At 70.7% G+C, this 25,034-nt stretch carries 28 protein-coding genes; 15 read left to right on the forward strand and 13 right to left on the reverse strand.

Translation table 11 applies throughout. The features are described from left to right. Window positions 1-2 precede the first annotated feature (2 nt). Window positions 3-278: a hypothetical protein gene (locus tag ACH4SI_RS06105; RefSeq protein WP_398293105.1), complete on the forward strand. Its 276-nt coding sequence runs from the start codon at window positions 3-5 to the stop codon at window positions 276-278. Here the strand turns inward: ACH4SI_RS06105 and ACH4SI_RS06110 are convergent. Next, window positions 256-708, reverse strand: coding sequence for an ATP-binding protein (locus ACH4SI_RS06110; protein ID WP_398293107.1), 453 nt, complete (start codon window positions 706-708; stop codon window positions 256-258). The genes ACH4SI_RS06105 and ACH4SI_RS06110 overlap by 23 nt on opposite strands. Before the next feature lie 168 nt (window positions 709-876). Here ACH4SI_RS06110 and ACH4SI_RS06115 point away from each other — a divergent pair, with 168 nt between their 5' ends. Both ACH4SI_RS06115 and ACH4SI_RS06120 read left to right on the forward strand, forming a co-directional pair. Beyond that, complete coding sequence (locus ACH4SI_RS06115) at window positions 877-1,710, forward strand: Scr1 family TA system antitoxin-like transcriptional regulator (RefSeq protein WP_398293109.1); 834 nt, start codon at window positions 877-879, stop codon at window positions 1,708-1,710. Beyond that, entirely contained in the window at window positions 1,707-1,958 is a 252-nt protein-coding gene (locus tag ACH4SI_RS06120; protein ID WP_398293111.1) for a DUF397 domain-containing protein, read from the forward strand. The genes ACH4SI_RS06115 and ACH4SI_RS06120 overlap by 4 nt, the downstream gene beginning before the upstream one ends. 27 nt (window positions 1,959-1,985) lie before the next feature. Here the strand turns inward: ACH4SI_RS06120 and ACH4SI_RS06125 are convergent, their stop codons facing one another. Then, window positions 1,986-2,720: an SDR family oxidoreductase gene (locus tag ACH4SI_RS06125; protein WP_398293113.1), complete on the reverse strand. Its 735-nt coding sequence runs from the start codon at window positions 2,718-2,720 to the stop codon at window positions 1,986-1,988. Between the two features lie 131 nt (window positions 2,721-2,851). Between ACH4SI_RS06125 and ACH4SI_RS06130 the strand changes: the two genes are divergently transcribed. After that, window positions 2,852-3,445 carry a TetR/AcrR family transcriptional regulator gene (locus ACH4SI_RS06130; protein ID WP_398293115.1) on the forward strand — a complete coding sequence of 198 codons (594 nt, stop codon included), beginning with the start codon at window positions 2,852-2,854 and terminating at the stop codon, window positions 3,443-3,445. Window positions 3,446-3,611: 166 nt separating this feature from the next. Next, the gene (locus tag ACH4SI_RS06135) at window positions 3,612-4,781 is read left to right on the forward strand and encodes a Cmx/CmrA family chloramphenicol efflux MFS transporter (RefSeq protein WP_398293117.1); all 1,170 of its coding nucleotides are present in this window, start codon (window positions 3,612-3,614) and stop codon (window positions 4,779-4,781) included. On the opposite strand, the gene ACH4SI_RS06140 is transcribed toward ACH4SI_RS06135, so the two are convergent. Continuing rightward, window positions 4,762-5,325: a hypothetical protein gene (locus ACH4SI_RS06140; protein WP_398293119.1), complete on the reverse strand. Its 564-nt coding sequence runs from the start codon at window positions 5,323-5,325 to the stop codon at window positions 4,762-4,764. The two genes, ACH4SI_RS06135 and ACH4SI_RS06140, sit on opposite strands and share 20 nt — an antisense overlap. Window positions 5,326-5,595: 270 nt before the next feature. On the opposite strand from ACH4SI_RS06140, the gene ACH4SI_RS06145 reads away from it, so the two are divergent. Genes ACH4SI_RS06145 through ACH4SI_RS06155 form a run of 3 tightly spaced genes read left to right on the forward strand, consistent with a single transcriptional unit; the run spans window position 5,596 to window position 8,209 of the window. Then, window positions 5,596-6,966, forward strand: a complete 1,371-nt coding sequence (locus ACH4SI_RS06145) for a ferric reductase-like transmembrane domain-containing protein (protein WP_398293121.1) — start codon at window positions 5,596-5,598, stop codon at window positions 6,964-6,966. A 14-nt stretch (window positions 6,967-6,980) separates the two neighbouring features. Next, a complete protein-coding gene (locus ACH4SI_RS06150; RefSeq protein WP_398293123.1) occupies window positions 6,981-7,424 on the forward strand; it encodes an FMN-binding protein in 444 nt (147 codons plus the stop codon). Next, a complete protein-coding gene (locus ACH4SI_RS06155; RefSeq protein WP_398293127.1) occupies window positions 7,421-8,209 on the forward strand; it encodes an FAD:protein FMN transferase in 789 nt (262 codons plus the stop codon). Before ACH4SI_RS06150 ends, ACH4SI_RS06155 begins: the two co-directional genes overlap by 4 nt. 39 nt (window positions 8,210-8,248) lie before the next feature. Here the strand turns inward: ACH4SI_RS06155 and ACH4SI_RS06160 are convergent, their stop codons facing one another. After that, on the reverse strand, window positions 8,249-8,635 hold the full coding sequence (locus tag ACH4SI_RS06160) for a DUF488 domain-containing protein (RefSeq protein ID WP_398293129.1): 387 nt from the start codon (window positions 8,633-8,635) through the stop codon (window positions 8,249-8,251). Between the two features lie 51 nt (window positions 8,636-8,686). Here ACH4SI_RS06160 and ACH4SI_RS06165 point away from each other — a divergent pair, with 51 nt between their 5' ends. Together ACH4SI_RS06165 and ACH4SI_RS06170 are read left to right on the forward strand one after the other, a co-directional pair. Then, on the forward strand, window positions 8,687-9,277 hold the full coding sequence (locus tag ACH4SI_RS06165; RefSeq protein ID WP_398293131.1) for a pyridoxamine 5'-phosphate oxidase family protein: 591 nt from the start codon (window positions 8,687-8,689) through the stop codon (window positions 9,275-9,277). Window positions 9,278-9,349: 72 nt separating this feature from the next. Next, window positions 9,350-10,348 carry a bile acid:sodium symporter family protein gene (locus tag ACH4SI_RS06170; protein WP_398293133.1) on the forward strand — a complete coding sequence of 333 codons (999 nt, stop codon included), beginning with the start codon at window positions 9,350-9,352 and terminating at the stop codon, window positions 10,346-10,348. Between the two features lie 453 nt (window positions 10,349-10,801). On the opposite strand, the gene ACH4SI_RS06175 is transcribed toward ACH4SI_RS06170, so the two are convergent. The 7 genes from ACH4SI_RS06175 to ACH4SI_RS06205 all read right to left on the reverse strand — a co-directional run bounded on the left by ACH4SI_RS06175 (window position 10,802) and on the right by ACH4SI_RS06205 (window position 17,841). After that, window positions 10,802-11,362: an arginine repressor gene (locus tag ACH4SI_RS06175; RefSeq protein WP_398293136.1), complete on the reverse strand. Its 561-nt coding sequence runs from the start codon at window positions 11,360-11,362 to the stop codon at window positions 10,802-10,804. A 22-nt stretch (window positions 11,363-11,384) separates the two neighbouring features. Then, complete coding sequence (locus ACH4SI_RS06180; protein WP_398293138.1) at window positions 11,385-12,572, reverse strand: acetylornithine transaminase; 1,188 nt, start codon at window positions 12,570-12,572, stop codon at window positions 11,385-11,387. Beyond that, entirely contained in the window at window positions 12,569-13,513 is a 945-nt protein-coding gene (gene argB / locus ACH4SI_RS06185) for an acetylglutamate kinase (RefSeq protein ID WP_398293140.1), read from the reverse strand. The genes ACH4SI_RS06180 and argB overlap by 4 nt, the downstream gene beginning before the upstream one ends. After that, a complete protein-coding gene (argJ, locus tag ACH4SI_RS06190; protein WP_398293142.1) occupies window positions 13,510-14,667 on the reverse strand; it encodes a bifunctional glutamate N-acetyltransferase/amino-acid acetyltransferase ArgJ in 1,158 nt (385 codons plus the stop codon). The genes argB and argJ overlap by 4 nt, the downstream gene beginning before the upstream one ends. Then, the gene (gene argC, locus ACH4SI_RS06195) at window positions 14,664-15,692 is read right to left on the reverse strand and encodes an N-acetyl-gamma-glutamyl-phosphate reductase (protein WP_398293144.1); all 1,029 of its coding nucleotides are present in this window, start codon (window positions 15,690-15,692) and stop codon (window positions 14,664-14,666) included. The genes argJ and argC overlap by 4 nt, the downstream gene beginning before the upstream one ends. Before the next feature lie 80 nt (window positions 15,693-15,772). Continuing rightward, the gene (locus ACH4SI_RS06200) at window positions 15,773-17,173 is read right to left on the reverse strand and encodes an ATP-binding protein (protein ID WP_398293146.1); all 1,401 of its coding nucleotides are present in this window, start codon (window positions 17,171-17,173) and stop codon (window positions 15,773-15,775) included. Then, window positions 17,170-17,841 (reverse strand): response regulator transcription factor, encoded by a 672-nt coding sequence (locus ACH4SI_RS06205; RefSeq protein ID WP_398293148.1) that lies wholly within the window; start codon window positions 17,839-17,841, stop codon window positions 17,170-17,172. The genes ACH4SI_RS06200 and ACH4SI_RS06205 overlap by 4 nt, the downstream gene beginning before the upstream one ends. Before the next feature lie 184 nt (window positions 17,842-18,025). On the opposite strand from ACH4SI_RS06205, the gene ACH4SI_RS06210 reads away from it, so the two are divergent. From ACH4SI_RS06210 to ACH4SI_RS06220, 3 genes are read left to right on the forward strand one after another with little or no spacing between them, the layout of a single operon-like run. Beyond that, the gene (locus ACH4SI_RS06210; RefSeq protein ID WP_398293151.1) at window positions 18,026-18,703 is read left to right on the forward strand and encodes a DUF4956 domain-containing protein; all 678 of its coding nucleotides are present in this window, start codon (window positions 18,026-18,028) and stop codon (window positions 18,701-18,703) included. Continuing rightward, window positions 18,700-19,575 carry a VTC domain-containing protein gene (locus tag ACH4SI_RS06215; protein ID WP_398293153.1) on the forward strand — a complete coding sequence of 292 codons (876 nt, stop codon included), beginning with the start codon at window positions 18,700-18,702 and terminating at the stop codon, window positions 19,573-19,575. The genes ACH4SI_RS06210 and ACH4SI_RS06215 overlap by 4 nt, the downstream gene beginning before the upstream one ends. Next, window positions 19,572-20,450, forward strand: a complete 879-nt coding sequence (locus ACH4SI_RS06220; protein ID WP_398293155.1) for a phosphatase PAP2 family protein — start codon at window positions 19,572-19,574, stop codon at window positions 20,448-20,450. Before ACH4SI_RS06215 ends, ACH4SI_RS06220 begins: the two co-directional genes overlap by 4 nt. 74 nt (window positions 20,451-20,524) lie before the next feature. Here ACH4SI_RS06220 and ACH4SI_RS06225 read toward each other — a convergent pair whose 3' ends face one another. Both ACH4SI_RS06225 and ACH4SI_RS06230 read right to left on the reverse strand, forming a co-directional pair. Further along, on the reverse strand, window positions 20,525-21,808 hold the full coding sequence (locus ACH4SI_RS06225) for an MFS transporter (protein WP_398293157.1): 1,284 nt from the start codon (window positions 21,806-21,808) through the stop codon (window positions 20,525-20,527). A 4-nt stretch (window positions 21,809-21,812) separates the two neighbouring features. Next, window positions 21,813-22,802, reverse strand: a complete 990-nt coding sequence (locus ACH4SI_RS06230; protein WP_398293159.1) for a helix-turn-helix transcriptional regulator — start codon at window positions 22,800-22,802, stop codon at window positions 21,813-21,815. Between the two features lie 109 nt (window positions 22,803-22,911). On the opposite strand from ACH4SI_RS06230, the gene ACH4SI_RS06235 reads away from it, so the two are divergent. Both ACH4SI_RS06235 and ACH4SI_RS06240 read left to right on the forward strand, forming a co-directional pair. Further along, window positions 22,912-24,438 (forward strand): MFS transporter, encoded by a 1,527-nt coding sequence (locus ACH4SI_RS06235; protein WP_398293161.1) that lies wholly within the window; start codon window positions 22,912-22,914, stop codon window positions 24,436-24,438. Between the two features lie 157 nt (window positions 24,439-24,595). Further along, complete coding sequence (locus ACH4SI_RS06240) at window positions 24,596-24,952, forward strand: YciI family protein (RefSeq protein ID WP_398293163.1); 357 nt, start codon at window positions 24,596-24,598, stop codon at window positions 24,950-24,952. The last annotated feature ends 82 nt before the right edge of the window (window positions 24,953-25,034 follow it).

Here is a 25,034-nt window from a genome sequence, read left to right on the forward strand (position 1 = left end):
GGGTGGCTCATCTGCGGACCGAAGGGGAGTCGGTGGCGGACAAGAAGAACCAGATGCTGGTGTTCGGCGTGGTCGTGGTGGGCGTCCTCTGGATCAACGGCCACAACGACGGCGACGACAAGGGCAACGGGAAGTCGCCCACGCCGCACCAGACGGGGCGGTACCCCGTTCACTTCCAGAAGGACGACGCGAAGAAGGACGCCAAGAAGAAGGGCACCAAGAAGCCGGTGCCGCGCTCCACGGTCTCCTATCCGATCAAGTTCCACCACGGCAAATGAGGTCGATCTCCGCCCACACCGTCTTGCCCGGACCCCGCCGCTCCGCCACGCCCCAGCGCGCGGCGAAGCCCGCGACGAGCAGCAGGCCACGGCCGGTCTCGGAGTCCGGCGGGGGCGCGACCGGTGCGCCATCGACCGGCGGCCGGTCCTCGGTACGGGTGTCCGCCACCTCGACGCGGAGGGTGGTAGCGGTGCGTGTCAGCCGGACCTCGAAGTCCCGGCCCGGGACGCGGCCGTGGGTGACTGCGTTGGCCGCCAGTTCGGCGACGATCGCGGCGATGAGGTCGGACGGCTCGCTGCGGTAGGGAAATCCCCATGCGTCGAGTTGCTGGAGCACGAGCAGCCGGGCGAGCCGGGCGCCACGGCGGGTGGAGCTGAAGCGGTGGGTGAACCGGTCGGAAGTCGTGCGTGGATGCGCTGGGATTGACATGGCGTCACCGTTGCGGTTCGCCGAATGACCAGACCAGATCAGCTTCTCGTACGCTGCGTCACTGTACGAGCACAGGTGGTGGACTGTACGAATAACGGACCGTGACCATGGCCGAGTTGGGCCGATAGTCAGGTTCAGTACGGATGGCACCACCGGAGGTGGCCGCAGATGGCGGACAACGCGGGCAGCAACAACGAGCCGGAGTCCACGGACAGCCTCAAGATGTTCGGGGCGATCGTCAAGGTCTTCCGAGAACGCGCGGGGTACACGCAGGAGCAACTGGCCCCGTTGCTCGGGTACTCGGTCCAGACCCTGGCCTCGATCGAACAGGGGCGGCGGTTCCCCCAGCGGGAGTACGTCGATCGGGCGGAGGACGTGCTCGACGCGTTCGGGGCTCTGCGGGCGGCGGCGAAGTATTTGGCGCGGAAGCCGGGGCTGGCGGCGTGGTTCAAGCAGTGGGCCGCGCTGGAGGAGTTGGCGATCAGCCTGTGTACGTACGAGTGCCGGTTGATTCCTGGTCTGTTGCAGAACGAGGCATACGAAGAAGCGGTGTTTCATAGCACGGTCCCGCCGCTGACGGACGATGAGATCGAGACGCGGCTCGCCGCGCGCCGAGAACGTCAACGCCTGCTCTGGGACAGGCCGAACACCGCGTTCAGCTTCATCTTCGAGCAGGCGTTACTGGAACGGCACACGGGCGGCGCCGAGGTGACGAAGGCGCTTATCGACCACTTACTGAAGTGCTCTGAGCTGCGAAACGTCGAGATTCAGATCATCCCGCTCGTGCAAGAGGCGCACGCGTCGCTCGAAGGTCCCATGCAGCTACTGGAAACCCCTGACAACCAGTGGTTCGGCTACTTGGAAGGTCAGCGAAGCGGTCAGTTGATCACTGGCCCGAAAGAGGTCAGCGTTCTCCAGATGCGGTATGCCAAACTGCGCTCACAGGCTCTTACGCCTGAAGACTCCGTGAGCTTGCTGAGGCAGATCCGAGGAGCGCTATGAGCACCGAGCTTGCCTGGTTCAAGAGCAGCTACTCCACTGGCGACGGCGACAGCTGCGTCGAGGTCGCCCTCTCCTGGCACAAGTCCACGCGCAGCGCAAACGGCAGCGGCTGCGTCGAGGTCGCCGCCTGCCCGGACACCATCCACATCCGGGACTCCAAGGACAAGCAGGGGCCTCAGCTCGCCTTCTCCCCCACCGCATGGACGGCGTTCGTCGCCCACACGACGGCGGATCAGGGCGTGTCGTAAAGGCGCCCGCGGGCAAAAAGTGGTGGCTCAGACCTGGGCGGTGGGGCGGACGACGATGTCTCCCACGTCGACACCGTCCGGCTGCTCGATGGCGAACGCGATGGCGCGGGCCACCGCGTCCGGCGAGAGCCCGATCTCGTCCATCTTCGCGACGATCTGAGTCCTCACCTCCGAGGGCATCGGGTCCGCGAAGTCCGTACGGACGAAGCCGGGCGACACGACGGTGACCCGCAGGCCGTCGCCGGCCTCCTGCCGCAGCCCCTCGGAAACGGCGCGGACGGCGTTCTTCGTGCCGGCGTATACCGACATCAACGGTTTGATGGTCAGTCCCGCCACGGACAGTGTGTTGACGAAGTGGCCGGACCCCTGCGCGCGGAATACGGGGAGCGCGGCCGCGATCCCGTACAGCACGCCCTTCAGGTTGACGTCGATCATCTCCTCCCAGTCCTCGACGCGGAGTTCGTCGAGGGGGGAGATCAAACCGACGCCCGCATTGCTGACGAGGACGTCGAGCCTTCCGAAGCGTTCGCGCGCCACGCGGACGAGGCCGTCCAGGTCTTCGCGCCGCTTCACGTCCGTGCGGACCCAGGCGGCCTCGCCACCGGCCGCGTTGATGCGGGCGGCCAAGGCTTCGAGGCGGTCCGGACGACGCGCTCCCAGGACGACTTTGGCACCGCGTTCGGCGAGCAGGAGCGCGGTGGCTTCACCGATACCGCTGCCCGCGCCCGTGATGGCGACGACTTTGCCCGCTGTTCCCGACATGATGGAAGGTCCTTCCGGAAGAGGGCAGCGATACGTGTGCCCCAGAATGGAAGTGGAGGCGCCCCCACTTAAGGCTCAACGTAAGTGGGGACGCCTCCACTTGGCAAGTGGCAACGAAGGGACGGCCGTTGATGGATCGAGGCTCAGGACGCCCGCTGCGGGCTGACGCGCAGCGCAACCGGGACAAGATCCTGGCCGCCGCGGTGCGCGTCTTCACGGAAGAGGGGCTGGACGCCCACTTCGAGCGCATCGCCAAGGAGGCGGGCGTCGGGAGTGGCACTCTCTACCGCAACTTCCCCACGCGTGAGGCCCTCATCGAGGCGGCTTACCGCAATGAACTGGCCCAGTTGTGCGATGCCGCCCCCGCCCTGCTGGCGGCCATGCCGCCACATGAGGCCCTGCGTGCGTGGACACGGCACTTCATGGATTACGCCACGGCCAAATTCGGCATGGCCGACGCCCTCCAGGCCGTCGTCGGTTCGGGCGCCAACCCGTACGCCGAGAGCCACCGGATGATCCAGACCGCCCTTACCTCCCTCATGGACGCCGCCACTGCGGCCGGTACGATCCGGCCCGACATCAACCCGACCGACATGTTCGCCGCACTCACCGGTATCGCCCTCACCTCGGCCAAGCCTGAGCAGCGGGATCAGGCCGAACGTCTCCTCGACCTCACCCTGGACGGACTGAGAGGTGGCGCCGAGCAGACGGGCCGTGGCTGTTAGGGTGACCGCCATGTCCAGTCCCGAGGCATCCAGGCTCTAGCCACCGGTCGTTCGGTGGCGCCTTCACCCATGCCGCGTTGAGGCGTTGATGCCCCAACCGCCACCACCGGGCTTGCCGGTCATCGGTCCTTCCTTTCTCATGCGGTAACCGATGCGTGGAGCCTTCGTGCCTTATGCCATCTATGTCCTCGGACTGGCGGTCTTCGCCCAGGGGACATCCGAATTCATGCTGTCCGGCCTGGTGCCGGACATCGCAACCGATCTGCATGTGTCCATCCCCTCGGCGGGCGCGCTGACGTCGGCGTTCGCCGTGGGGATGATCGTGGGGGCGCCCCTGATGGCGCTCCTCAGCATGCGTTGGCCGCAGCGCCGCACGCTGCTGGTGTTTCTGACGGCCTTCATGGCCGTCCATGTCGTCGGCGCGCTCACCACGAGCTTTGCCGTGCTGCTGGCCACCCGGGTGCTGGGGGCGCTGGCCAATGCCGGGTTCCTGGCCGTGGGGCTCGCCACGGCGACCAGGATGGTCGAGCCCAGTGAAAAGGGGCGGGCCACGTCCGCGCTGCTGGGCGGGGTGACGCTCGCGTGTGTCGCCGGGGTTCCGGCCGGTGCGCTGCTGGGGCAGGTCTGGGGGTGGCGTTCGGCGTTCTGGGCGGTGGCGCTCGTCTCCGTACCGGCCCTGTTCGCCATCGTGCGGTCGGTTCCGGCGGTTCCGCGTTCCGAAGCGGTAGAGGCGCCCAGCGCACGCGGTGAGCTGCGGGCGCTGCGCAGCCCCCGGCTGCTGGTGACGCTGGGGCTGGGGATGCTGGTGAACGCCGCGACCTTCTGCACGTTCACCTATCTGACGCCGCTCATCACGAACGTGAGCGGCCTCGGGGACGCCTGGGTACCGGCCGTGCTGGCGCTCTTCGGGCTCGGGTCGTTCGCCGGGGTGACCGTCGCCGGGCGGTGGTCCGACGCGCGGCCGATGCTGGTGCTGGTGCCGGGCGGGTCGGCGCTGCTCGGCGGCTGGCTGCTGCTGTCGGCGGGCGCGGACCGTCCGGCGGTGGCGGTGGCGGTGGTCCTCGTACAGGGGATGTTGTCGTTCGGCGTCGGGTCCACGCTGATCACGCGGGCGCTCTACGCGGCGGCCGAAGCGCCCGCGCTGGGCGGTTCGTTCGCGACCGCCGCCCTCAACGTGGGGGCGGCGGTCGGTCCGGCCCTGGGCGGGCTCACCCTGGGCGCGGGCCTGGGCTACCGTTCGCCGGTCTGGGTGAGCGCGCTGCTGGTGGCCCTGGCCTTCGCCGTGGCGGGTCTGGCGCTGGCGCGTCAGGCGTTGGCTAGCCGCCTCGGACGATGAGGAACAGGAACCAGAGGATGGGCAGCAGCGCGACGTAGGACGCCGGGCGCTCAAGCACGGACTTTCCGGGGTCGGGGCGCGCCACGTGCGTGGCGGGTCCCGGCTCCGGGAGTTTGTTGAGCTTCCCGCGGACCACCAGGTTGTTGATGATCGTGTACGGGTTGAAGATGAAAAGGGAGAACGGGCTCCACCAGCCCTGCCACAGCGTGTTGGTCGTCGAGGTGCGGCGCAGCGCCGTACCGCACGTCTTGCAGAACGGCCCCTCCCACTTCTGGAACCGCATCATCAGCAGCATGCCGATGTGTCCGCGGATGGTGACCTCGGCCGCCGGGTACGCCGTGCAGATGCGGCAGGTGGGCGGCTGCGGCACCCCGCCCATCGGCTGGCCGTGAGCGCCGTAACCGGGCATCGGGTGTGGCTGGTTGTGGCCGGGTGCCGGCTGCGGATATCCGTACGGAGCCTGGGGCGGGGCGGCGGCGTACGGATTCCCCTGGGGCGGCGCGGAAGCGTACGGGTTCCCCTGCGGCGGGGGCGGCATGGACATGCGATTCCTTACAACGAAAGGCGTGGTCAGCGATCATACGATTCCGGCCAGTCGGCACTGACGCCGCACGTGAGCGAGATCATCGCGCGCAGCGGTCGATCCCGGGAGCCTGCTGCCGTCACCCCACTACCGTTGCCGCGCTGCGATGCCTCACCGCGTCGGTCCACCTGTGATCAATACCGCAAACTTGTGAATCTCATCGGCCTTTGAGTCATCCCCCGCTCCCAGCCGTACCCCTGTGCACCGGAGCCCATAGGAAGGGGACGGGCCGTGACGACGCTATTGAACAGCCGGGCCGGTCGACGGCTGGCCTTGCGCCAGATTCGGCCGCGGCGGTCCCCCGCCGTGCCGCTGGTGCTGTTGAGCTGGGCAGGGGCGGCCGCGGTGCTGTCGTTGTGGTGGATGAACACCCCGAACGTCACCGGCAACGCCGCCTGGCTGAACGGCGCCGGTCGGCTCAGCGGGCTGCTCGCCGGGTACGTCCTGGCTCTGGTGGTGCTCCAGATGGCGCGGGTGCCCGCGCTGGAGCGGCGCGTGGGGTCGGACCGGGTGTCGCGGTGGCACGCGATGAGCGGGCGGTACGCGCTGTGCCTGATCCTCGCCCATGTGGGCCTGATCATCGCGGGGTACGCGACCCAGGCCGGGGTCTCGTTCGTCGCGCAGACCGAGACCATGGTGCTCACCTTCCCCGACATGCTCGAAGCGACGGTCGGCACGGTCACGCTCGTGCTGATCGGGCTGATCTCGGCCGGGATGGTGCGCCGGAGGATTCCGTACGAGGTCTGGTACTACCTGCATCTGCTCACCTACGGGGCCGTCTTCCTGGTCTTCTGGCACCAGCTCAGCAACGGCGCGGAGTTCGTGGGCGACATGACGGCCCAGACCGCGTGGTACGTGCTGTACGGCGCGGTCAGCGCGCTGGCGATCTGGTACCGGCTGCTGGTGCCGCTGCGGCTGAACCTGCGGCACCGGATGCGGGTGGAGGCGGTCGTCCAGGAGGCGCCCGGGATCGTCTCGGTACTCATCAAGGGGCGCAAGCTGCACCGGATCGGCGCGGAGGCGGGGCAGTTCTTCCGGTGGCGGTTCCTGGCCCCGGGGCTGCGGTGGGGTTCGCATCCGTACTCGCTGTCCGCCCCTCCCCGGCCCAATCTGCTGCGGATCACGGTGAAGGCGGTGGGCGGGCACAGCACGGGGCTCGCCGACCTGAAGCCGGGGACCAGGGTGTGGGCCGAGGGGCCGTACGGGGCGATGACCGCGTCCCGCCGTAGCCAGGGCAAGGTGCTGATGATCGCCGGTGGAGCGGGCATCACCCCGATCCGGGCCCTGTTCGAGACGCTGCCCGGCAAGCGCGGCGACCTGACCCTGCTCTACCGCGCCCGGACCGTCGAGGACCTGGCGCTGTGGGGCGAGCTGAAGCAGATCGCGACCGAGCGGGACGCCCGGCTGCTGTACGCCGTCAACGGCCCGGACGGGGCCCGCCCGGAGATCAGCGCGGAGCGGCTGCGGGCACTGCTGCCCGACATCGACGAGCACGACGTCTATCTGTGCGGGCCCCCTGGCCTGACCGAGCACGCGTACGAGGCGCTGCACGACGCGGGGGTCCCGGACCGCCGTATCCATCATGAATCCTTCGAGCTGTGACCTGAGGTGGAGCCATGAAGAGGAAGCATCCGCTGCGCCGCATTCTGCTGGGTACGGCCGCCACCGTCGCCAGTGTCGTGGCGCTGCTCGCGCTGAAGCAGCCCGCCGGTGGCCAGAACGTCGCCGGACCGCCGGCCGGGCAGGCGCCGCCCGTCGCGGCCACCGCGCCCTCGGGGGCCGCCGGGGGGCAGACCGTCACCGGTGATGTCGTCGACACGCAGTACGGGCCGGTGCAGGTAAGCGTCACCATGAGCGGCGGGAAGATCACCGCCGCGCAGGCCGTCAAGACGCCGAACTCCGGACCGCGCAGCGACCAGATCGCCAAGGACTCCATCCCGAAGCTCAACCAGCAGGCGGTGTCCGCCGCGAAGGTCGACACCGTGTCCGGTGCGACGTACACCAGCGAGGGCTACTCCAAGTCCCTGCAGAGCGCTCTCGACAAGGCGGGTGCCAAATGACGTACGGCGATGACCAGTCCCTGCGCCATGTCGAGCACGTCATGGGCACCGTCTTCTCCTTCGACCTGCGCGAGGTCCACGACGCCGACCGGCCCCGGGTGCTGGCCGCGCTGGACGGGGCCGTGGTGGGGCTGCACCGGGTGGACGAGCTGTTCTCCACGTACCGCCGGAACAGCCAGATCAGCCGTCTCGCGCGCGAGGAGCTGACGCTGTCGCAGTGCGATCCGGAGGTACGGGACGTGCTGGAGCTGTGCGAGGAGTTCTCGTACCGCAGCGACGGCTGGTTCACCGCGCACTACGCCGGCGGGCGGCCCGATCCGACCGGGCTGGTCAAGGGGTGGGCGGTCGAGCGTGCCGCCCGGATGCTGGCCTCGGCGGGCGCCGGTTCGGTGTGCGTCAACGGCGGCGGCGACGTGCAGGTGCACGGCGGTCCGTGGCGGGTGGGCATCGCCGATCCGATGCGGCGCGGTGAGCTGCTCGCCGTGGTGGAGGCGCACGGCGAGCTGGCTGTGGCCACCTCGGGCCCGGCCGAGCGCGGATGCCACATCCTGGACCCCCACACCGGCCGCCCCCCGGCGGACGGGCTCGCGTCCGTGACGGTGGTCGGCACCAGCCTGACGGAGGCGGACGCCTGGGCGACGGCGGCCTGCGCGATGGGCGCCGAGCGCGCCCGGCCGTGGCTGCAGCGGCAGCCGGGCGCGGAGGCGTTCGTGGTGACGGCGGAGGGGACGACGTGGCAGACCAGCGGTTTCGCCCGTTTTTCGGCTGAGCTGTGCGTGTCGTGAGACGTCCGCTGCTCAGCGGTGGCCGCGTACGGCCGCCGTTCAGCGGTGGCCGCGTACGGCGTCGGCCAGGAGGCCCGCGTGGCCGTGGCTCAGGTCCTTCACGGCCGTGAGGAGGGTGAGGGTGCCCTGCCCGGCCAGCTCGCACAAGTGGTCCACGGCCTCACGGCGCTCCGGGTCGGCCAGCTCCGCCCGGTAGCGCCGGGCGAACTCCGCGAACCGCTCGGGCTCGTGTCCGTACCAGCGGCGCAGCTCGGTCGAGGGCGCGGCGGCCTTGGCCCATTCGTCCAGATGGGCGTCGGCCTTCGCCAGGCCGCGCGGCCAGATCCGGTCCACCAGGACGCGGGTGCCGTCGTCCGGCTCCGGGGTGTCGTACACGCGGCGGACCCGGATCCCGGGACGGGCCCGCCGACCGTTCTTGTCTGCCATGTCTCCATCGAACCATCCCTGTGGCGTCGACCTCGGCGGATAATGCGCCACATGGGTCAAACGTACGAACGTATCGACGGCAGACTTCGCACATTCATCGAACAGCAGAAGATCTTCTTCACCGCCACCGCCCCGCTCGCCGGGGACGGCACCGTGAACCTGTCCCCCAAAGGAGTGGCCGGTTCGTTCGCCGTGCTCGACGAACTGACCGTGGCCTACCTGGACTTCTCCGGGAGCAACGCGGAGACCATCGCCCATCTGCGGGAAAACGGCCGCATCACGCTGATGTGGTGCGCCTTTGACGGACCGCCGAACATCGTGCGGGTGCATGGGCGGGGTGAGCCGGTGTTCCGCGACGATTCGCGCTTCGCCGAGCTGGTCAAGCACTTTCCCGGTGTCGAGGTGCACTCGCACGGGCTGCGGGCGGTCATCGTGGTGACGGCCGAGCTGATCCGGGACACGTGCGGGTACGCGGTGCCCTTCATGGACTACCGGGAGGAGCGGACGCTGCATGCGCAGCGGTTTCGGCGGGAGGACGACGAGGAGAAGCTGACCGCCTACTGCGAGCGGAAGGACCATGTCGCGCGTAGTTTGGACGGGCTTCCGGGGTTGCCGCTTCCGTTGCCGCCTTTGTCGTTGTAGCGGCTGTCGTTGTAGCGACCAGATATCGAGACGGTCTTGCGTGGTGGGGTCTGCGCAGCGTTCGATCACGCCGTGCGATCCGAACCCAAGAGCCCTGTGGCGTCCTCGTCGTCCTCCTCCGACCCTGGGCCCGCGCCCGATGACCGGGCGGCCCGGCGGGCCGTCACCGTCTTCCCCCTGCTCGTCCTCGCCGCCGGGGCAGCGGGTCTGAGCACGCCCGGCACCTTCAGTGGGTGGGCGCCGAATGTGCCCTATCTACTCGGGGTCGTCATGTTCTGCATGGGGCTGACCATGACCCCTTCTGACTTCACCGGCGTGCTGAAGCGACCCTGGGCTGTCGCGCTCGGGCTGGTCGCGCACTACGTGATCATGCCTGGTCTGGGGTGGCTGATCGCTGAGGGGCTCGGTCTGTCGCCGCAGTTGGCGGCCGGTGTCATCCTGGTCGGCTGCGCGCCGAGCGGGACGGCGTCGAATGTGGTGACGTATCTGGCGCGGGGTGATGTGGCGCTGTCCGTCTCGGTCGCCACCGTCTCGACGGTGGTCGCGCCGTTGGTGACCCCGCCGTTGACGCTGCTGCTGGCCGGGGAGTTCCTGCCGGTGGACGCGGGATCCATGGTGACCGACATCGTGAAGACGGTGCTGCTGCCGGTGATAGGCGGCCTGGTGGTGCGGTTGGTGGCCGGGCGGTGGATCGGGCGGCTGCTCGGGGTGCTGCCGTGGCTGTCGGCCGTGACGATCGGGGTGATTGTCGCGATCGTCGTCGCGGGCAGTGCGGAGGCGATTCGGTCGGCGGCGGCGTTGGTGCTGCTGGCCGTCGTTCTGCACAACGGGCTGGGGCTGGCACTGGGGTATGCGGCGGGGAAGGTCGCGCGGCTCGGCGCACCCGCGAGCCGGGCGATGGCCTTCGAGGTGGGCATGCAGAACTCCGGCCTGGCGGCCTCTCTTGCGGCCGCCCACTTCAGCCCCCTCGCCGCCCTTCCGGCGGCCGTTTTCTCGGTGTGGCACAACGTGTCGGGGTCGGTGGTGGCGGCGTGGATGGCGCGGCGGGGGCGGCGGGCGGAGGCGGAGTAAGCTCCACCCCGCCCCTCCTCGCTCCTATCGATATGCGGCTCCGCCGCGTGGCGGGGTCCGCCCCGGCCCCGCTGGGGCTCCGCCCCAGACCCCGTTGCGGGGGCTCCGCCCCCTGCACCCCCGCTCCTCAAACGCCGGAGGGGCTGGGAAGTGGGCCATCTCCGCCCCTGGACCCCGCTCCTCGAACGCCGGTGGGGCTGGGAAGTGGGCCATCTCCGCCCCAGGCCCCACACGGCGGAGTGGCTGGCTGGTGGGCCAGCGCCCCCTACGGGCTGGGTCTCACCCGCCGGGCTCGTGGACCGGGTTGTGGGCAATCGTCCCGCGAAGGCGGCACCTCCCAGCGGTAGCTGGGGGAGGGACGGGGGTCACAACCCGGCCACCGGGCCGCACCCGGCGACGAAACCCCAGGGGGCAACGCCCCGAGCCGCACCCGCGCCGCCCGCCGCTGAGGCGTCAGCGGGCCTTTTGGGCCAAGCGGAGGAGGTGGTCGGCCAGGGCCTGGCCGCCGGCCGGGTCTCGGCTGATGAGGAGCACCGTGTCGTCACCCGCGATCGAGCCGAGGATCACGTGCAGCTCCGCCGAGTCGATGGCCGAGGCCAGGAACTGGGCGGCACCGGGCGGGGTGCGGAGCACCACGAGGTTGGCGGAGGCCTCGGCCGAGATGAGGAGTTCGCCCGCCAGCCGCGCCATCCGCGCCTCGCTCGCCGATTCGCCGAGCGGGGCGCGCGGCGTGCGGTCGCCGCCCTCGCTCGGCACCGCGTAGATCAGCTCACCACCCGTGTTGCGGATCTTCACCGCGCCCAGTTCGTCCAGGTCGCGGGAGAGCGTCGCCTGGGTGACGGAGAGTCCGTCGTCGGCGAGGAGCTTCGCGAGCTGGCTCTGGGAGCGGACCGGCTGCCGGTTCAGGATGTCCACGATCCGGCGGTGGCGGGCGGTGCGGGTCTGCGGCACGGACGGGCCGTTGTGGTTCCCGTCCGCGTCGTTCGCCGCGTCGGTGTGCTGCGCCTCGGTCATCGTCTCGTCAGTCTCCGGATCGTCATTCCCCACCACCCTCTTGCGCGGCGGTCAGGACGGCGGGCAGCTCCCGGAGCAGCGTGTCCACCTCGTCGTCGCCGACGACGAGCGGCGGCGCGAGCCGGACCACGCCCGGCCCGGTCGCGTTCACCAGGAGTCCCGCTTCCTGAGCCGCCTGCTGCACCTGCGGCGCGAGGGACTCTGTGAGCACGATACCGAGCAGCAGCCCCGCGCCACGGACCTCGCCGATCAGCGCGTGGTTGAGCGATGCGATTCCGTCACCCAGCCGCTCCCCCGCCCGCTTGACGCGGTCGAGGATGCCGTCGGCTGCGATCGTGTCGAGGACGGCGACGGCGGCGGCGCAGGCGACGGGGTTTCCGCCGAAGGTGGACCCGTGCTGACCTGGGGTCAGCAGGTCGGCGGCGGGGCCGAAGGCGACGGTGGCGCCGATGGGGAGGCCGCCGCCGAGGCCCTTGGCGAGGGTGACGACATCGGGTTCGACGCCCTGCGCCTGGTGCTCGAACCAGTGTCCGGTACGGCCGATTCCGGTCTGTACCTCGTCGACGACGAGCAGCGTGCCGGTGGCGCGGGTGATCTCGCGGGCGGCGGCGAGGTAGCCCGTCGGGGGGACGATGACGCCGTTCTCGCCCTGGATCGGCTCGACGATGACCAGGGCGGTGTCGGTGGTGACGGCCGCGCGCAGCGCCTCGGTGTCGCCGTACGGCACATGGGTGACGTCGCCCGGCAGCGGAAGGAAAGGTTCCTGCTTGGCGGGCTGGCCGGTCAGGGCCAGGGAGCCCATGGTGCGGCCGTGGAAGCCGCCCTCGGTGGCGACCATGTGGGTGCGGCCGGTCCGCCGCCCGATCTTGAAGGCGGCCTCGACGGCCTCCGCGCCGGAGTTGGAGAAGTACACCCGCCCGGGGCGGCCGAAGAGCTGGAGCAGCCGCTCCGCGAGCGCCACCGGGGGCTCGGCGACGAAGAGGTTCGAGACGTGGCCGAGCGTGGCGACCTGGTCGGATACGGCCCGTACGACGGCGGGGTGGGCGTGGCCGAGGGAGTTGACGGCGATACCGCTGACGAAGTCGAGGTATTCCTTGCCGTCCGCGTCCCACACCGTGGCGCCCTCGCCGTGGGTGAGCGGCACGCGCGGGGTGCCGTAGTTGTCCATCATGGCGCCCTGCCAGCGCTGCGTCAGTTCCGTGTTGCTCACTGGTGCTCCCCCTCCTGCTTCGCGTCCGGCACGACCATCGTGCCGATGCCCTCGTCCGTGAAGATCTCCAGCAGGATCGAGTGCTGCACCCGCCCGTCGATGACGCGCGCGGTGGTGACACCGTTGCGTACGGCGTGCAGACAGCCCTGCATCTTGGGCACCATGCCGCTGGCCAGCTCCGGCAGCAGCTTCTCCAGCTCGCTCGCGCCGAGCTGGCTGATCACCTCGTCGCTGTTCGGCCAGTCGGCGTACAGGCCCTCGACGTCGGTGAGGACCATCAGCGTCTCGGCGTTCAGCGCGGCGGCGAGCGCGGCCGCCGCCGTGTCGGCGTTGACGTTGTAGACGTGGCCGTCGTCGGAGCTGCGCGCTATGGACGAGACGACCGGGATGCGGCCGTCGTCCAGCAGCGCCTTGATGGCGCCGGTGTCGATGTCGGTGATCTGCCCGACCCGGCCGATGTCCACCTGCTCGCCGTCGATCTCGGCGAAGTGCTTGGTCGCGGACATGAGGTGGGCGTCCTCGCCGGTCATGCCGACGGCGAGCGGGCCGTGCTGGTTGAGCAGCCCGACCAGCTCGCGCTGCACCTGCCCGGCCAGCACCATCCGTACGACGTCCATCGCGTCGTCGGTGGTGACCCGGAGGCCGGCCTTGAACTCGCTCACCAGGCCGTGCCGGTCGAGCTGCGCACTGATCTGCGGGCCGCCGCCATGGACGACGACCGGGCGCAGCCCGGCGTGCCGGAGGAAGACGACGTCCTGGGCGAAGGCCGCCTTCAGCTCCTCGTCCACCATCGCGTTGCCGCCGAACTTGATGACGACGGTCTTGCCGTGGTGGCGGGTCAGCCAGGGCAGCGCCTCGATGAGGATGCGCGCCTTGGGCTGGGCGGTGTGCTTGCGGGCGGTCGGCTGCTCCGTCTTGTCCGACGGGCTCGGCTGGCTCATGAGGAATACGCGCTGTTCTCGTGGACGTAATCGGCGGTCAGGTCGTTGGCCCAGATGACGGCGGATTCGCCGCCCGCGGCCAGGTCGGCGGTGATCCGCACCTCGCGGTAGCGCATGTCGACCAGCTCGCGGTCCTCGCCGACCGAACCGTTCTTGCAGACCCATACGTCGTTGATGGCGACGTTGAGCTGGTCGGGCTCGAAGGTGGCGGAGGTGGTGCCGATCGCGGACAGCACCCGGCCCCAGTTGGGGTCCTCGCCGTGGACGGCGCACTTGAGGAGGTTGTTACGGGCGATGGAGCGGCCCACCTCCACGGCGTCGTCCTCGGTGGCCGCGCCGATGACCTCGATACGGATGTCCTTGGAAGCGCCCTCGGCGTCCCCGATCAGCTGCCGCGCGAGGTCGGCGCAGACCGTACGGACCGCCTCGGCGAAGTCGTCCGCGGCCGGGGCGACCCCGGAGGCGCCGGAGGCCAGCAGCAGCACGGTGTCGTTGGTCGACATGCAGCCGTCGGAGTCGATCCGGTCGAAGGTGGTGCGGGTGGCCTCGCGCAGCGCGGTGTCCAGCGCGGGGGCGTCCACGTCGGCGTCGGTGGTGAGGACGACGAGCATGGTGGCGAGGCCGGGAGCCAGCATGCCCGCGCCCTTGGCCATGCCGCCGACGGTCCACGACCCGTCCGGGCCCTGGGCGACGGCCGTCTTGTGGACGGTGTCGGTGGTCTTGATGGCGATGGCGGCCTTCTCGCCGCCGTGCTCGGTGAGGGCGGCGGCGGCCGTCTCGATACCGGACAGCAGGGGGGCCATGGGCAGCCGGATGCCGATGAGCCCGGTGGAGGCGATGGCGACCTCGCCCGCGCTGTGCCCGAGGACGTCGGCGGCCTTCTCGGCGGTCGCGTGGGTGTCCTGGAAGCCGAGCGGGCCGGTGCAGGCGTTGGCGCCGCCGGAGTTGAGGACGACGGCGGAGACCTGACCGCCCTTGAGTACCTGCTCGGACCAGAGCACCGGGGCGGCCTTGACGCGGTTGGAGGTGAAGACGCCCGCGGCGGCCAGCCGTGGTCCGTTGTTGACGACGAGAGCGAGATCGGGGTTCCCGTTCTCCTTGATCCCTGCCGCGACGCCGGAGGCGGTGAAGCCCTTGGCTGCCGTCACACTCATGGAGCGACTCCGATCGTGGAAAGTCCCAGCTCCTCGGGGAGACCGAGGGCGATGTTCATGCTCTGGACCGCGCCGCCCGCGGTGCCCTTGGTGAGGTTGTCGATCGCGCTGATCACGATGACCCGGCCGGCCGCCTCGTCGAGGGCGACCTGGAGCAGGGCGCTGTTGGATCCGTACACGGCGGCGGTGGAGGGCCACTGCCCCTCCGGCAGGAGGTGGACGAACGGTTCGTCGCCCAGCGCCTTCTCGTACGCGGCCCGCAGCGTCTCCCCCGTCACGCCGGGCTTCGCCGGGGCGCTGCAGGTGGCGAGGATGCCGCGGGACATGGGGGCGAGAGTCGGGGTGAAGGAGACCGAGACCCGCTCCCCCGCCGCGGCCGACAGGTTCTGGATCATCTCCGGGGTGTGCCGGTGGCCGCCGCCCACGCCGTACGGGCTCATGGACCCCATGACCTCGCTGCCCAGCAGATGCGGCTTGGGCGACTTGCCCGCGCCCGACGTCCCGGTGGCGGCGACGATCACGGCCTCTGGCCCGACCAGGCCCGCCGCGTACGCCGGGAACAGCGCGAGCGAGACGGCCGTGGGGTAGCAGCCGGGAACCGCGACGCGCTTGGACCCCTCCAGCGCGGCGCGCGCCCCCGGCAGCTCGGGCAGGCCATACGGCCAGGTCCCGGCGTGCGGCGAACCGTAGAACTTCTCCCAGTCGGCCGCGTCCTCCAGCCGGAAGTCCGCACCGCAGTCGATCACCAGCACTTGGTCGCCCAGCTGCTCGGCGACGGCGGCGGACTGCCCGTGCGGCAGCGCGAGGAACACCACGTCATGCCCGGCCAGTGCCTCGGCCCCAGTCGGCGCGAGCACCCGGTCGGCCAGCGGGACCAGGTGCGGCTGGAGGGAGCCGAGCGGCTGTCCGGCGTTGGCGTTGCCGGTCAGCGCGCCGATCTCGACCTCGGGGTGCGCGAGCAGCAGCCGCAGCACCTCACCGCCCGCGTATCCGCTCGCTCCCGCCACCGCTGCGCGTATCGCCATTGCCATCCTCCCTCACGGATGGCATGACTATACGTTTGACGGCAGTTTTATGCAAAGGTCCCCGGAGGGTCAGGCGGGACTCAGCAGGGAAGGTCCAGGGTTACGGCAGAGCCGGTGGGGGTGTTCTCGGCGTGGGCCGTACCACCGTGGGCGGCGGCTATGGCTGCGGCAAAGGCCAGTCCGAGGCCGGATCCTTCGCTGGTGCGGCTGGCTTCGGCGCGGGTGAAGCGGTCGAACGCGCGGGGCAGGAACTCGGGCGGGAATCCGGGTCCTTCGTCGGTGACGGTCAGCCGGAGTCTGCCTTCGGTGGCGGTCGCCGTGACGTGGACATCCCCTTGTCCGTGGCGCAGGGCGTTGCTGATCAGGTTGCCGATGGCGGGGCGGAGCCAGCGTGCGTCCACGTTCACGGTGGTGGAGGCGGCGTCGACGGTGAGGGAGCGGCCGGCGTGTGCGGCGGCTTGCACGTCTGCGGAGATGGCGGTGTCGACCAGTTCGGCCAGGTCCTCCGGGGCGCGGGTGATGTGCTTGCTGCTGCCGAGCTCTTCGAGGTCCAGCAGAGCGTTGGAGAGGTCGATGAGTCGCTGGACTTCGGCGTCGACCGAGCGGAGGGTCTCGATGAGTTCGTCCGCGCTGCGCGGGCGGTGCAGGGCGACGTCCAGTTCGGCGCGCAGGAGAGACAGGGGCGTGCGCAGTTCGTGGCTGGCGTCGGCGACGAAGCGGCGTTCGCGTTCGGCGGATGCTTCGAGGCGGTCGAGCATCTGATTGAGGGTGTGCCCGAGCCGGGTGATCTCGTCATCGCGGTCTTCAGGTACGGGAAGGCGTATGCGAGGCGCGCCGTCGGCCAGGGTCGCGGCCCGGTGCCGGTATCGCTCCACCGGGTCCAGTGCCGCGCGGGCGGTGCGGTAGCCGACGTAGGAGGCGGCCAGCAGGGTGAGGCCGGCGGCGATGCCGAGCTGGGCCAGCAGCTCGCGCAGGGCTTCGTCGCGGTGGCCGCGGCGCAGGGCCGCGACGGCGATGACGGTGCGCTGGTGGGACGGGCGGACCCGTTCCGCCGTCAGCCGTAGCGTGTGCGGATCGAGCGGCAGCAGCCCTCCGATGTCGCGGTGGATCGTGGCACCGTCGGTGGCGGCCTTGATCTCGGCTGCGGTGAGCAGCCGTTCAGTCCGCACGAGGCCACTGGCCGCGACGATTCGCCCGCGCCGGTCCAGGATCTGGTAGGCGCTGCCGTCGGGGCCGCTCAGCGACCGGCCGGCGCGCAGATCGCGCACCAGGTCGTGGTGGTAGGTGGCCAGGTCCGCGTCCAGTTGCTGGTCAAGGGCAGTTTCGACGCGCCAGTACACCAGGGCGGCGGCCCCGCCGAGGACCAGTGACATGGCGGCGGCGACGGCGATGACCAGGCGCAGCACGATGGGCAGCCGTTGCAGCAGCCGGGGGCCGCCGAGACGGCGGCCGGGTTCGTCCTCGACGACGGCGGGTGTCACTGTCGCGTATCCAGACGGTAGCCCGTGCCACGCAGGGTGGTGATGCTGTTCCGCCCGAAAGCCTTGTCGATCTTCGCGCGCAGTTTGGAGATGTGGACGTCGATGGCGTTGCTGCGCGGGTCGGCCTCGCCGTCCCACACCTCGTCCAGCAGTCGCGCCCGGCTGACGACGCGGCCGGCGTTGTCCATGAGCACTTCGAGTACGGCGAACTCCCGCCGTGACAGCTCCAGTTCGACACCTGCCCGCCAGGCGCGTTGCTGTTCGGAGTCCAGGGCCAGGTCGCCGGCCTCCAGGCGGCCGCCGGTTGCGGGCTTGCGCCGGGAGATGGCCCGCAGACGGGCGTGCAGTTCCTCCATGGCGAAGGGCTTGACCAGGTAGTCGTCGGCCCCGGCATCCAGGCCGGCGACGCGTTCGCTGATCGTGCCGCGGGCGGTGAGCAGCACGATGGGGATGTCGTTGCCCTCCCGGCGCAGGGTGCGGCAGACCTCCGTGCCGTTCATGCCCGGGAGCATCACGTCCAGCACGACGGCATCGATCCGGGGGGCGCGGGCGGCTTCGAGCCCGGCGGGGCCGTCGTGGCGGGCCTCAGCGGCGTGCCCGGACTCCCGCAGGTAGCGGACGATCAGCTCGGCCAGGCGGGTTTCGTCCTCGACGACCAGGTAGTGCACGGCGGAAAGGGTAACCCCACCGATGCCGGCCCACGGGCCGGCGGGGTACTACGGGGAAGGATTCCAGGATGGGCAAGCTTCATGCTCTCTTCATGCGCTTGTCCTAGCGTGCGTCGCCATGCAGGTGGTAAGCGGCCTCAGGTGAGGGGTCCGCGGGTGCCGCCGGGAATGGAGATCGACAACCATGATGCACGCCGCGATCAGCCTCGCGGGCAAGGGGCTCGCCGAGCACCTGACGGCCGGGGACCTGGCCGCCCGCACCGGACTGGACGTGCTCGCCGTACTGATCCTGGTCGGCTGGCTCTACCGGCGCCGCCGCCCTCTGCCGGAGATGCCGCTCACCCTCACCGCGCTCAACATCGGGCTCTTCGCCGCCATGACCGCGATCAGCGCGGGGAAGTTCCCGACCGGGGTCGGATTCGGTCTCTTCGGCATCCTCTCCCTGGTCCGGCTGCGCAGCGCCGCCTTCACCGTCAAGGACGTCGCCTACACCTTCATCGCGCTCGTGATCGCCCTGGTCAACGGGCTGCCGCAGCGGGAGACCTGGTTGATCGTCTTCCTCGATGTCTTCCTCCTGGCCGCCGTCCTGGTCGTGGACGACCCCCGCGCCGCCCCCCAGCCCACCCGCGCCATGAAGATCACCCTCGACCGCGTGTGCAGCGGCGCCGAGGACGTGCGCGCCGAGGTGGCCGCCCGGCTCGGGGCCGAGCCGCTGTGGGCCGAGGTCGACGAGGTCGACTACGTCCGCGAGACCACCCGCGTCACCGCCGGCTACCCCGTGCAGGAGAACACCGCGGGCATTCCCCGGCAGCGAGACGGTGCGGAGGATGGCTCATCCCTGTCCGGCGGGAGGTCCGCGTGAGTGCCGGGGCGGGCGTGCTGACGGGCACCGCCGTGGACGTGGCCTCGGAAGCCGGGTTCGCCGACCAGCTGGGGTTGGCCGGTCTGCGGGGAGCGTCGCTGGCCGAGGTCGATGCCGCCGCGTCGTTGCAGCACCGGGTGGACCGGAAGTACCTGGTACCGACCGCGGCGGCGGCCCGGCTGGTCGACTCGCTGGCCGGTAGCCACCGGATCCTGGAGATCCACGGTCGCCGCACCACCGAGTACCGGAGCACCTACTTCGACACCGTCGGCCTGGCCGCTTGGCGCGCGCACGTCCAGGGACGACGCCGCCGGTGGAAGGTCCGTACCCGGCTCTACACCGAGGACCGGCTGTGCCGGGTCGAGGTGAAGACCAAGGACGGCCGTGGGGCCACGGTCAAGCACGCGCTCGGCGTCGACGCCGACGCCTACGGCCACCTGGATGACCACGCCGCCGCGTACGTCGACGGTGTGCTCCGCGACAACGAGATCGCTGTCGGCGTCGCGGAGCTGGCCCCGGCCGGAGAGGTCTGTTACGTCCGCGCCGCCCTCGCCGACCTCGAAGCCGGCGTCCGGGTCACCCTCGACAGCCTGCTCGCCACCCATCGCGACGGCCGCACCGCCGCGCTGGACCCCGGATACGTACTGGTCGAGACCAAGGGAGGCCCCCGCCCGGCCGCCGCCGACCGGCACCTGCTGGGCCTCGGCGCCCGCCCCGTGTCCATCAGCAAGTACATCGTCGGCCTGTCGCTGCTCGTGCCCGGCCTGCCCGACAACAACATCCGCCGCCTCGCCCGCACCCGTTTCCGCCTCGCACCACGCAGCGAGGCGCCCTCCGCCCCCGACACGAGCGTAAGGAACACCTCCACATGAGCCAGTACCGTCTGAAATGGCAGTATCCGGTCATCGGCACCGTCGCCGCCGGTGCCGCGGTCTTCGGTCTGCTGCATACCTCGGCCGCCCCAGCCGGCTCGGCCACCGCGGCTGCCTCGGCCAAGAAAAAGCCCGGCGCGACGCAAGCCATCAAGCAGAACCCCCCGCCGAAGCTGTTCCCCGACGCCGACATCGCCGCCGTCTCGAAACAGATAGAAGCGCAGAAGAAGACCGCCGACAGCCTGTTCGCGCAGTGGAAGAAGGATCACGGCGCCGCGCGCGACGACCGCGCGTTCGCCGCTTGGGTGGTGAAGCACGTCCCCGCGCCGCCGAGCAAGGCCAAGCGCACCGACGAACTCCACCAAGTGCAGAAGCTCGCCAAGACCCGTACCGCGGCGGGCGAGAAGGCCGCCACCTGGCTGGAGCTCCATGGCAAGAAGGACATCTGGAAGCTGTACCTGCACGACCAGCGCGAACTGATCCCCCGCAACGAGGGCACAGCGGAGAAGGCCGAGCTGAAGAACGCGCTCAAGCTCTCCAAGAAGATCACCGAGGAGCTCGCGGCACGCTACAAGCAGCCCGCACCGTATGTCCTCGATCCGTCCCTGCGGCCCGAGAAGCACCTCAAACCCGGCCAGAAGGGGCCCTTCTCGTACCCCTCCCGGCACGCCGCCAAGTCCGGCGCCGCCGCCACCTACCTCAGCGCGCTCGCCCCGCGCCGTGCCGAGGACTACCGGTGGATGGCGGCCCAGATCGCCTACTCCCGCCTCTACATGGCCGGCCACGTGCCCAGCGACCTCCTCGCCGGGGCGCTGGTCGGCGACCTCGTCGGCGACTACGTCCTGACCACCAACGGCCACACGATGCCGAGGTAGTCCCGTCGTGGGCACCGGCAACGGTCTCACGTCCTCATCGCCAGGTACCCGGGGCTGCAGGACGAGGTCCGGGTTCACGGCGTCCGCCCCAGGCGGGCGAGCGGGGACAGGGCCATCAGTGCCGGTGACAGCAGCATCCCCGCGGCTGTCGCCAGGAGGCTGGTGCGGGTCCCCCACGCTTCGGCCAGAAAGCCGCCGAGCAGCGAACCGAGCGGGGTCAGCCCCATGCCGACGAAGTTGATCGTCGCGGCCGCGCGGCCTTGCATCCCGTCCGGGGTGACGGCCTGCCGGACGGCCATGACCGTGACATTCACCAGCTGGCTGAAGGTCCCGAAGACGAAGTTGACCGTAAGGAGCGCCGGAACCGTCACCACCGACGAGCCGTGCAGTGCGGGCACGACCAGGAACACGCCGTCGCCGAGAGCTGCCGCGGACACGAGCACGGCGCCGTATCCGAAGCGGTCCGGCAGGCGGGCGGCCAGCAGCGAGCCCAGGAGCGCGCCCGGCCCCGTCGCCGCGAGTGCCAGCCCGACGGCGGTGCCCGAGAGGTGCAGGTCCCGTGGCAGGAACAGCAGATAGCCGGTCATCACCGCCGCGAAGGAGAAGTTGAAGGCGGCTGCCGCGAGACACACCGTCCGCAGCGAGGTGTCGCGGGCGACGAAGCGGAGGCCCTCATGGATCCGCCGCCAGACCCGAGGAGGACGTTCGAAGCGTTCCGGGACGGATTCGCGGCGGCCGATCCGCCGGATCGACAGGAAAGACAGCGCGAAGAACACCGCGCTGGGGGCGGCAGCGATCGGCGCCGACACCAACGCGCCGCCGAGGGCGGGGCCGCCGATCTGCGCGACGGACCGACTGCCCTCGAGCGCACTGTTGCCCCGCACCAGCTGATCGCGTTTCACCAGCCGTACCAAGGACGTCTGGTATGCCATGTCGAAGAACACCGACAGGGCCCCGACGGCGAAGGCGACCACGAGCAGCGCCGGCAGGCCGAGCACACCGAGCAGGCCGGCCACGGCGGTGGCGCCCAGCGCCAGGGCCCGGCCGGCGTCCGTCAGCACCATCACCGTACGGGTCCGCCATCTGTCCACCCACGCACCGACGAAGAGCGACAGCAGCAGGATCGGCGCCTGCCCCACCGCGCGCAGGGCGCCCAACTGGCCGGCGTCGGCGTCGAGCGTCAGGACGGCGAAGAGCGGCAGAACCACCAGACTCGCGTGTTCGCCCAGTTGGGAGGCCGTCTGGCCCACCCAGAGCCTGCGGAAGTCGCCGTCCCGCCACAGGCTCGACGGAACAGGCCGACCGGAATCGGGTACGGCGGAGGAAGAGGAAGAGGACGGCAAGCCGCTTTCCCGCATGCGGTCAGCCCTGCCGTCCGGCGGAGTAGAGGGCCGCGGTCTCGGCGGCGATGCGGGCCAGCTCCTCGCGGAGTTCCTTCGGCGAGGTCACCTCGACGTCGGCGCCGAAGGCGAGCAGGGGGCGGGCCGCGTCCGGGGTGCGGTAGCGCAAGGAGAACTCCACCCACTCCGGGGCGCCGTCCGCGTCGGGCTCCGCTTCGGCGGGTGGCGGGGCGGACAGATCGGCGTGGCAGATGCCCAGGAAGCGGCGTACGGACGGCCGTCGGACCTTCACCACCACGTCCAACCCGGTGGGGAGGTCGTCGATCCGCCTGCGCAGGGTGTCCCACACGTCGGCCAGCTCCGCCCCCTCGCGGCGGCGTACGGGTTCGTCGGCGACCGACGCCGTCAGGATGCGGTCCACGCGGAACAGCTGGGGCCGGCCGCGGTGATCGGCCACCAGGTACCAGACGCCCGCCTTGTCGACCAGGCCGTACGGATCGACGGTGTACGACGCCTCGCGGTCGTCGCGGCCGTGCCGGTACCGCAGCCGCAGCCGCCGGTCGGTGAAGACGGCGTCCTGGAGCACTCCCAGGTCGGCCACCGGCCGGGGCCCGCTGCGCCAGCGGACCGGGTCGACCAGGATGCGGCGGCGGGTCAGCGCGGCGGCGTCGCGGTGCGGCGGTGGCAGGGCGGCCATGACCTTGCGCAGCGCCGAGCCGATGGCCGGGCCGAGCCCCAGATCGGCGTGGGCCCGGTCGGCGACGAGCACGAACAGCGCCCGCGCCTCGTCGGCGGTCAGCCCGGTCACATCGGTGCGGTAGCCGGGCAGCAGGGCGATGCCGCCGTTGCGCCCTCGCTCGGCGTAGACGGGCACCCCGGCCGAGGAGAGCGCCTCGACGTCGCGGAAGATGGTGCGTACGGACACCTCCAGGCGCTCGGCCAGCTCGGTGGCGGGCACCCGTCCGCGGGTCTGCAACAGCAGCAGGATCGACAGCATCCGGTCGGATTTCATGGTCCGAAGGATCGCTGAAAAACATGACGGCGGATGTCATGTATTGCGGGGAGTCTGAGCGCGCAGGCCGACGCAGGCCGCATCTCTGCTCATTCTTTGGAGACTTTCGATGTCCGCTGACACCACTGCCGTCGCCCCCGTGCGGCCGAAGCCCGGAGGGAAACCGGATGGAGGCCGCCGTCTCCGGCTGGCCCTGTTCGTGATCGCCGCGGCGCAGCTGATGGTGGTACTCGACGCCACGATCACCAATATCGCCCTGCCCAGCATCCAGACCGATCTGAAGGTGTCCGACGGCAACCTGGCGTGGATCGTCAACGCGTACGCGCTGGCCTTCGGCGGGCTGCTGCTGCTCGGCGGCCGGGCCGGGGACCTGTTCGGGCGGCGGCGGATGTTCCGTACCGGGATCGCGGTCTTCACGCTGGCCTCGGTGCTGGGCGGACTGGCCCCGGAAGAGGGGATGTTGATCGGCGCCCGGGTGCTGCAGGGCGTGGGCGCCGCGATGGCCGCGCCCAGCGCGCTGGCCCTGATCGCCACGACGTTCCCGGCGGGCAGGGCGCGCAACACGGCGATGGGCGTGTACGCGGCCATGGGCGGCGTCGGCGCCACGGTCGGTCTGCTGCTGGGCGGCACGCTCACCGATGTTTTCGACTGGCGCTGGGTGTTCTTCGTCAACATCCCGATCGGGCTGACCGTCCTCGCCGGGACCCGGACCCTGGTCGAGGCCGGGCGCGCCCCCGGCCGCCTGGACATCCCCGGCGCGATCACCGGTACGGGCGGACTGATCGCCCTGGTCCACGGCATCACCCGCGGCGGCGACCACGGCTGGACCGATGGCCTGACCCTCGGCTCGTTCACCGCGGCGGCCGTGCTGCTGGTCACGTTCCTGCTGGTCCAGGCCCGGACCGGGCACCCGATGCTGCCGCTGCGGCTGTTCCGGGAGCGCAGCCGGTGGGGCAGTTACGCCACCATGCTGTGCATCGGCGCGGGCATGTTCGCCACCTTCTATTTCCTGACGCTCTACATGCAGCTGATCCTGGGCTACAGCCCGGTGCGGACCGGCTTCGCGTATCTGCCCTTCAGCCTCGGCGTGGCCATGGCCGCAGGGCTGAGCTCCAGGTTGGCCGCCCATCTCGCCCCGCGGCTGATAGCCGGGCCGGGCCTGGCGGTCGCGGCGGCGGGCATGGTGTGGTTCTCGACCCTGGAGCCGGACTCCTCGTACACCGGGCATCTGATGCCCGCGATGTTCGTCACCGCGCTGGGCCTGGGCATGGGCTTCGTGCCGATGACGCTGGGCGCGGTCAGCGGGGTGCGGCCCGAGGACACCGGCATCGCCTCCGCGCTGCTGAACACCGCGCAGCAGGTCGGCGGCGCGCTCGGCCTCGCGGTCATGTCGACCCTCTCCACCTCGGCGGCCGACGACCGGCTGCCCGGGGCGGCCGCCGCCCTCTACCGGGGGCTGGCCACGAAGGACACCGCCCTGGTGGCGCGGGCCGGTGAGGCGCTGACCCACGGCTACACCCGGGCCTTCGCCGCCGCGGCCGTGATGTTCCTGGCCGGGCTGACGGTCACCGCGATCGCCATCAACGCGCGGAAGCAGCAGCACACCGAGGGCGCGGGCGCCGTGCACACGGGCTGACCGCACATAGGGGCTGACCAGCGCATATGGGCCCACGACACCCCCCCGGAAAAGTTGCTCGAAGATTTTTCCGGGGAGCTGTCGATCCGGGCGTCTCCCGTTCGACGTAAGGGTGAGAGGCGGGGAACGGCCCCGCCCCGGCGACCGAGGAGTCACCATGCCGCGCTTTCTCACCCTGATCCGCGTCGACGAGAAGAACGCCCCCGCCGAGGGCCCCAGCCCCGAGCTGATGGAGCGCATGGGCGCCCTGCTGGAAGAGATCACCAAGGCGGGCGTCATGCTCGACACGGCCGGGCTCAAGCCCACCTCCGAGGGCACCCGGGTCACCTGGTCCGGCGGCAAGATCAGCTACACCGACGGTACGTTCACCGAGAGCAAGGAGGTCATCGGCGGCTACTCGCTCATCCAGGCCAAGGACAAGGCCGAGGCGCTGGAGTGGACGAAGCGGTTCCTGGAGACCCACGAGGACTACTGGACCATCACCGCCGAGGTCCGCCAGATCGACGAGGGCTGAGCCGCCCTTCCGGACGGAACCGGATCCCGCACCGATCCGGTTCCGCTTGCCGCACCACCGGGCGGCTGCTCTGATGGGTGGC

The sequence above is a fragment of the Streptomyces sp. NPDC021212 genome (assembly GCF_044332925.1).
Classification (GTDB): Bacteria; Actinomycetota; Actinomycetes; order Streptomycetales; family Streptomycetaceae; genus Streptomyces.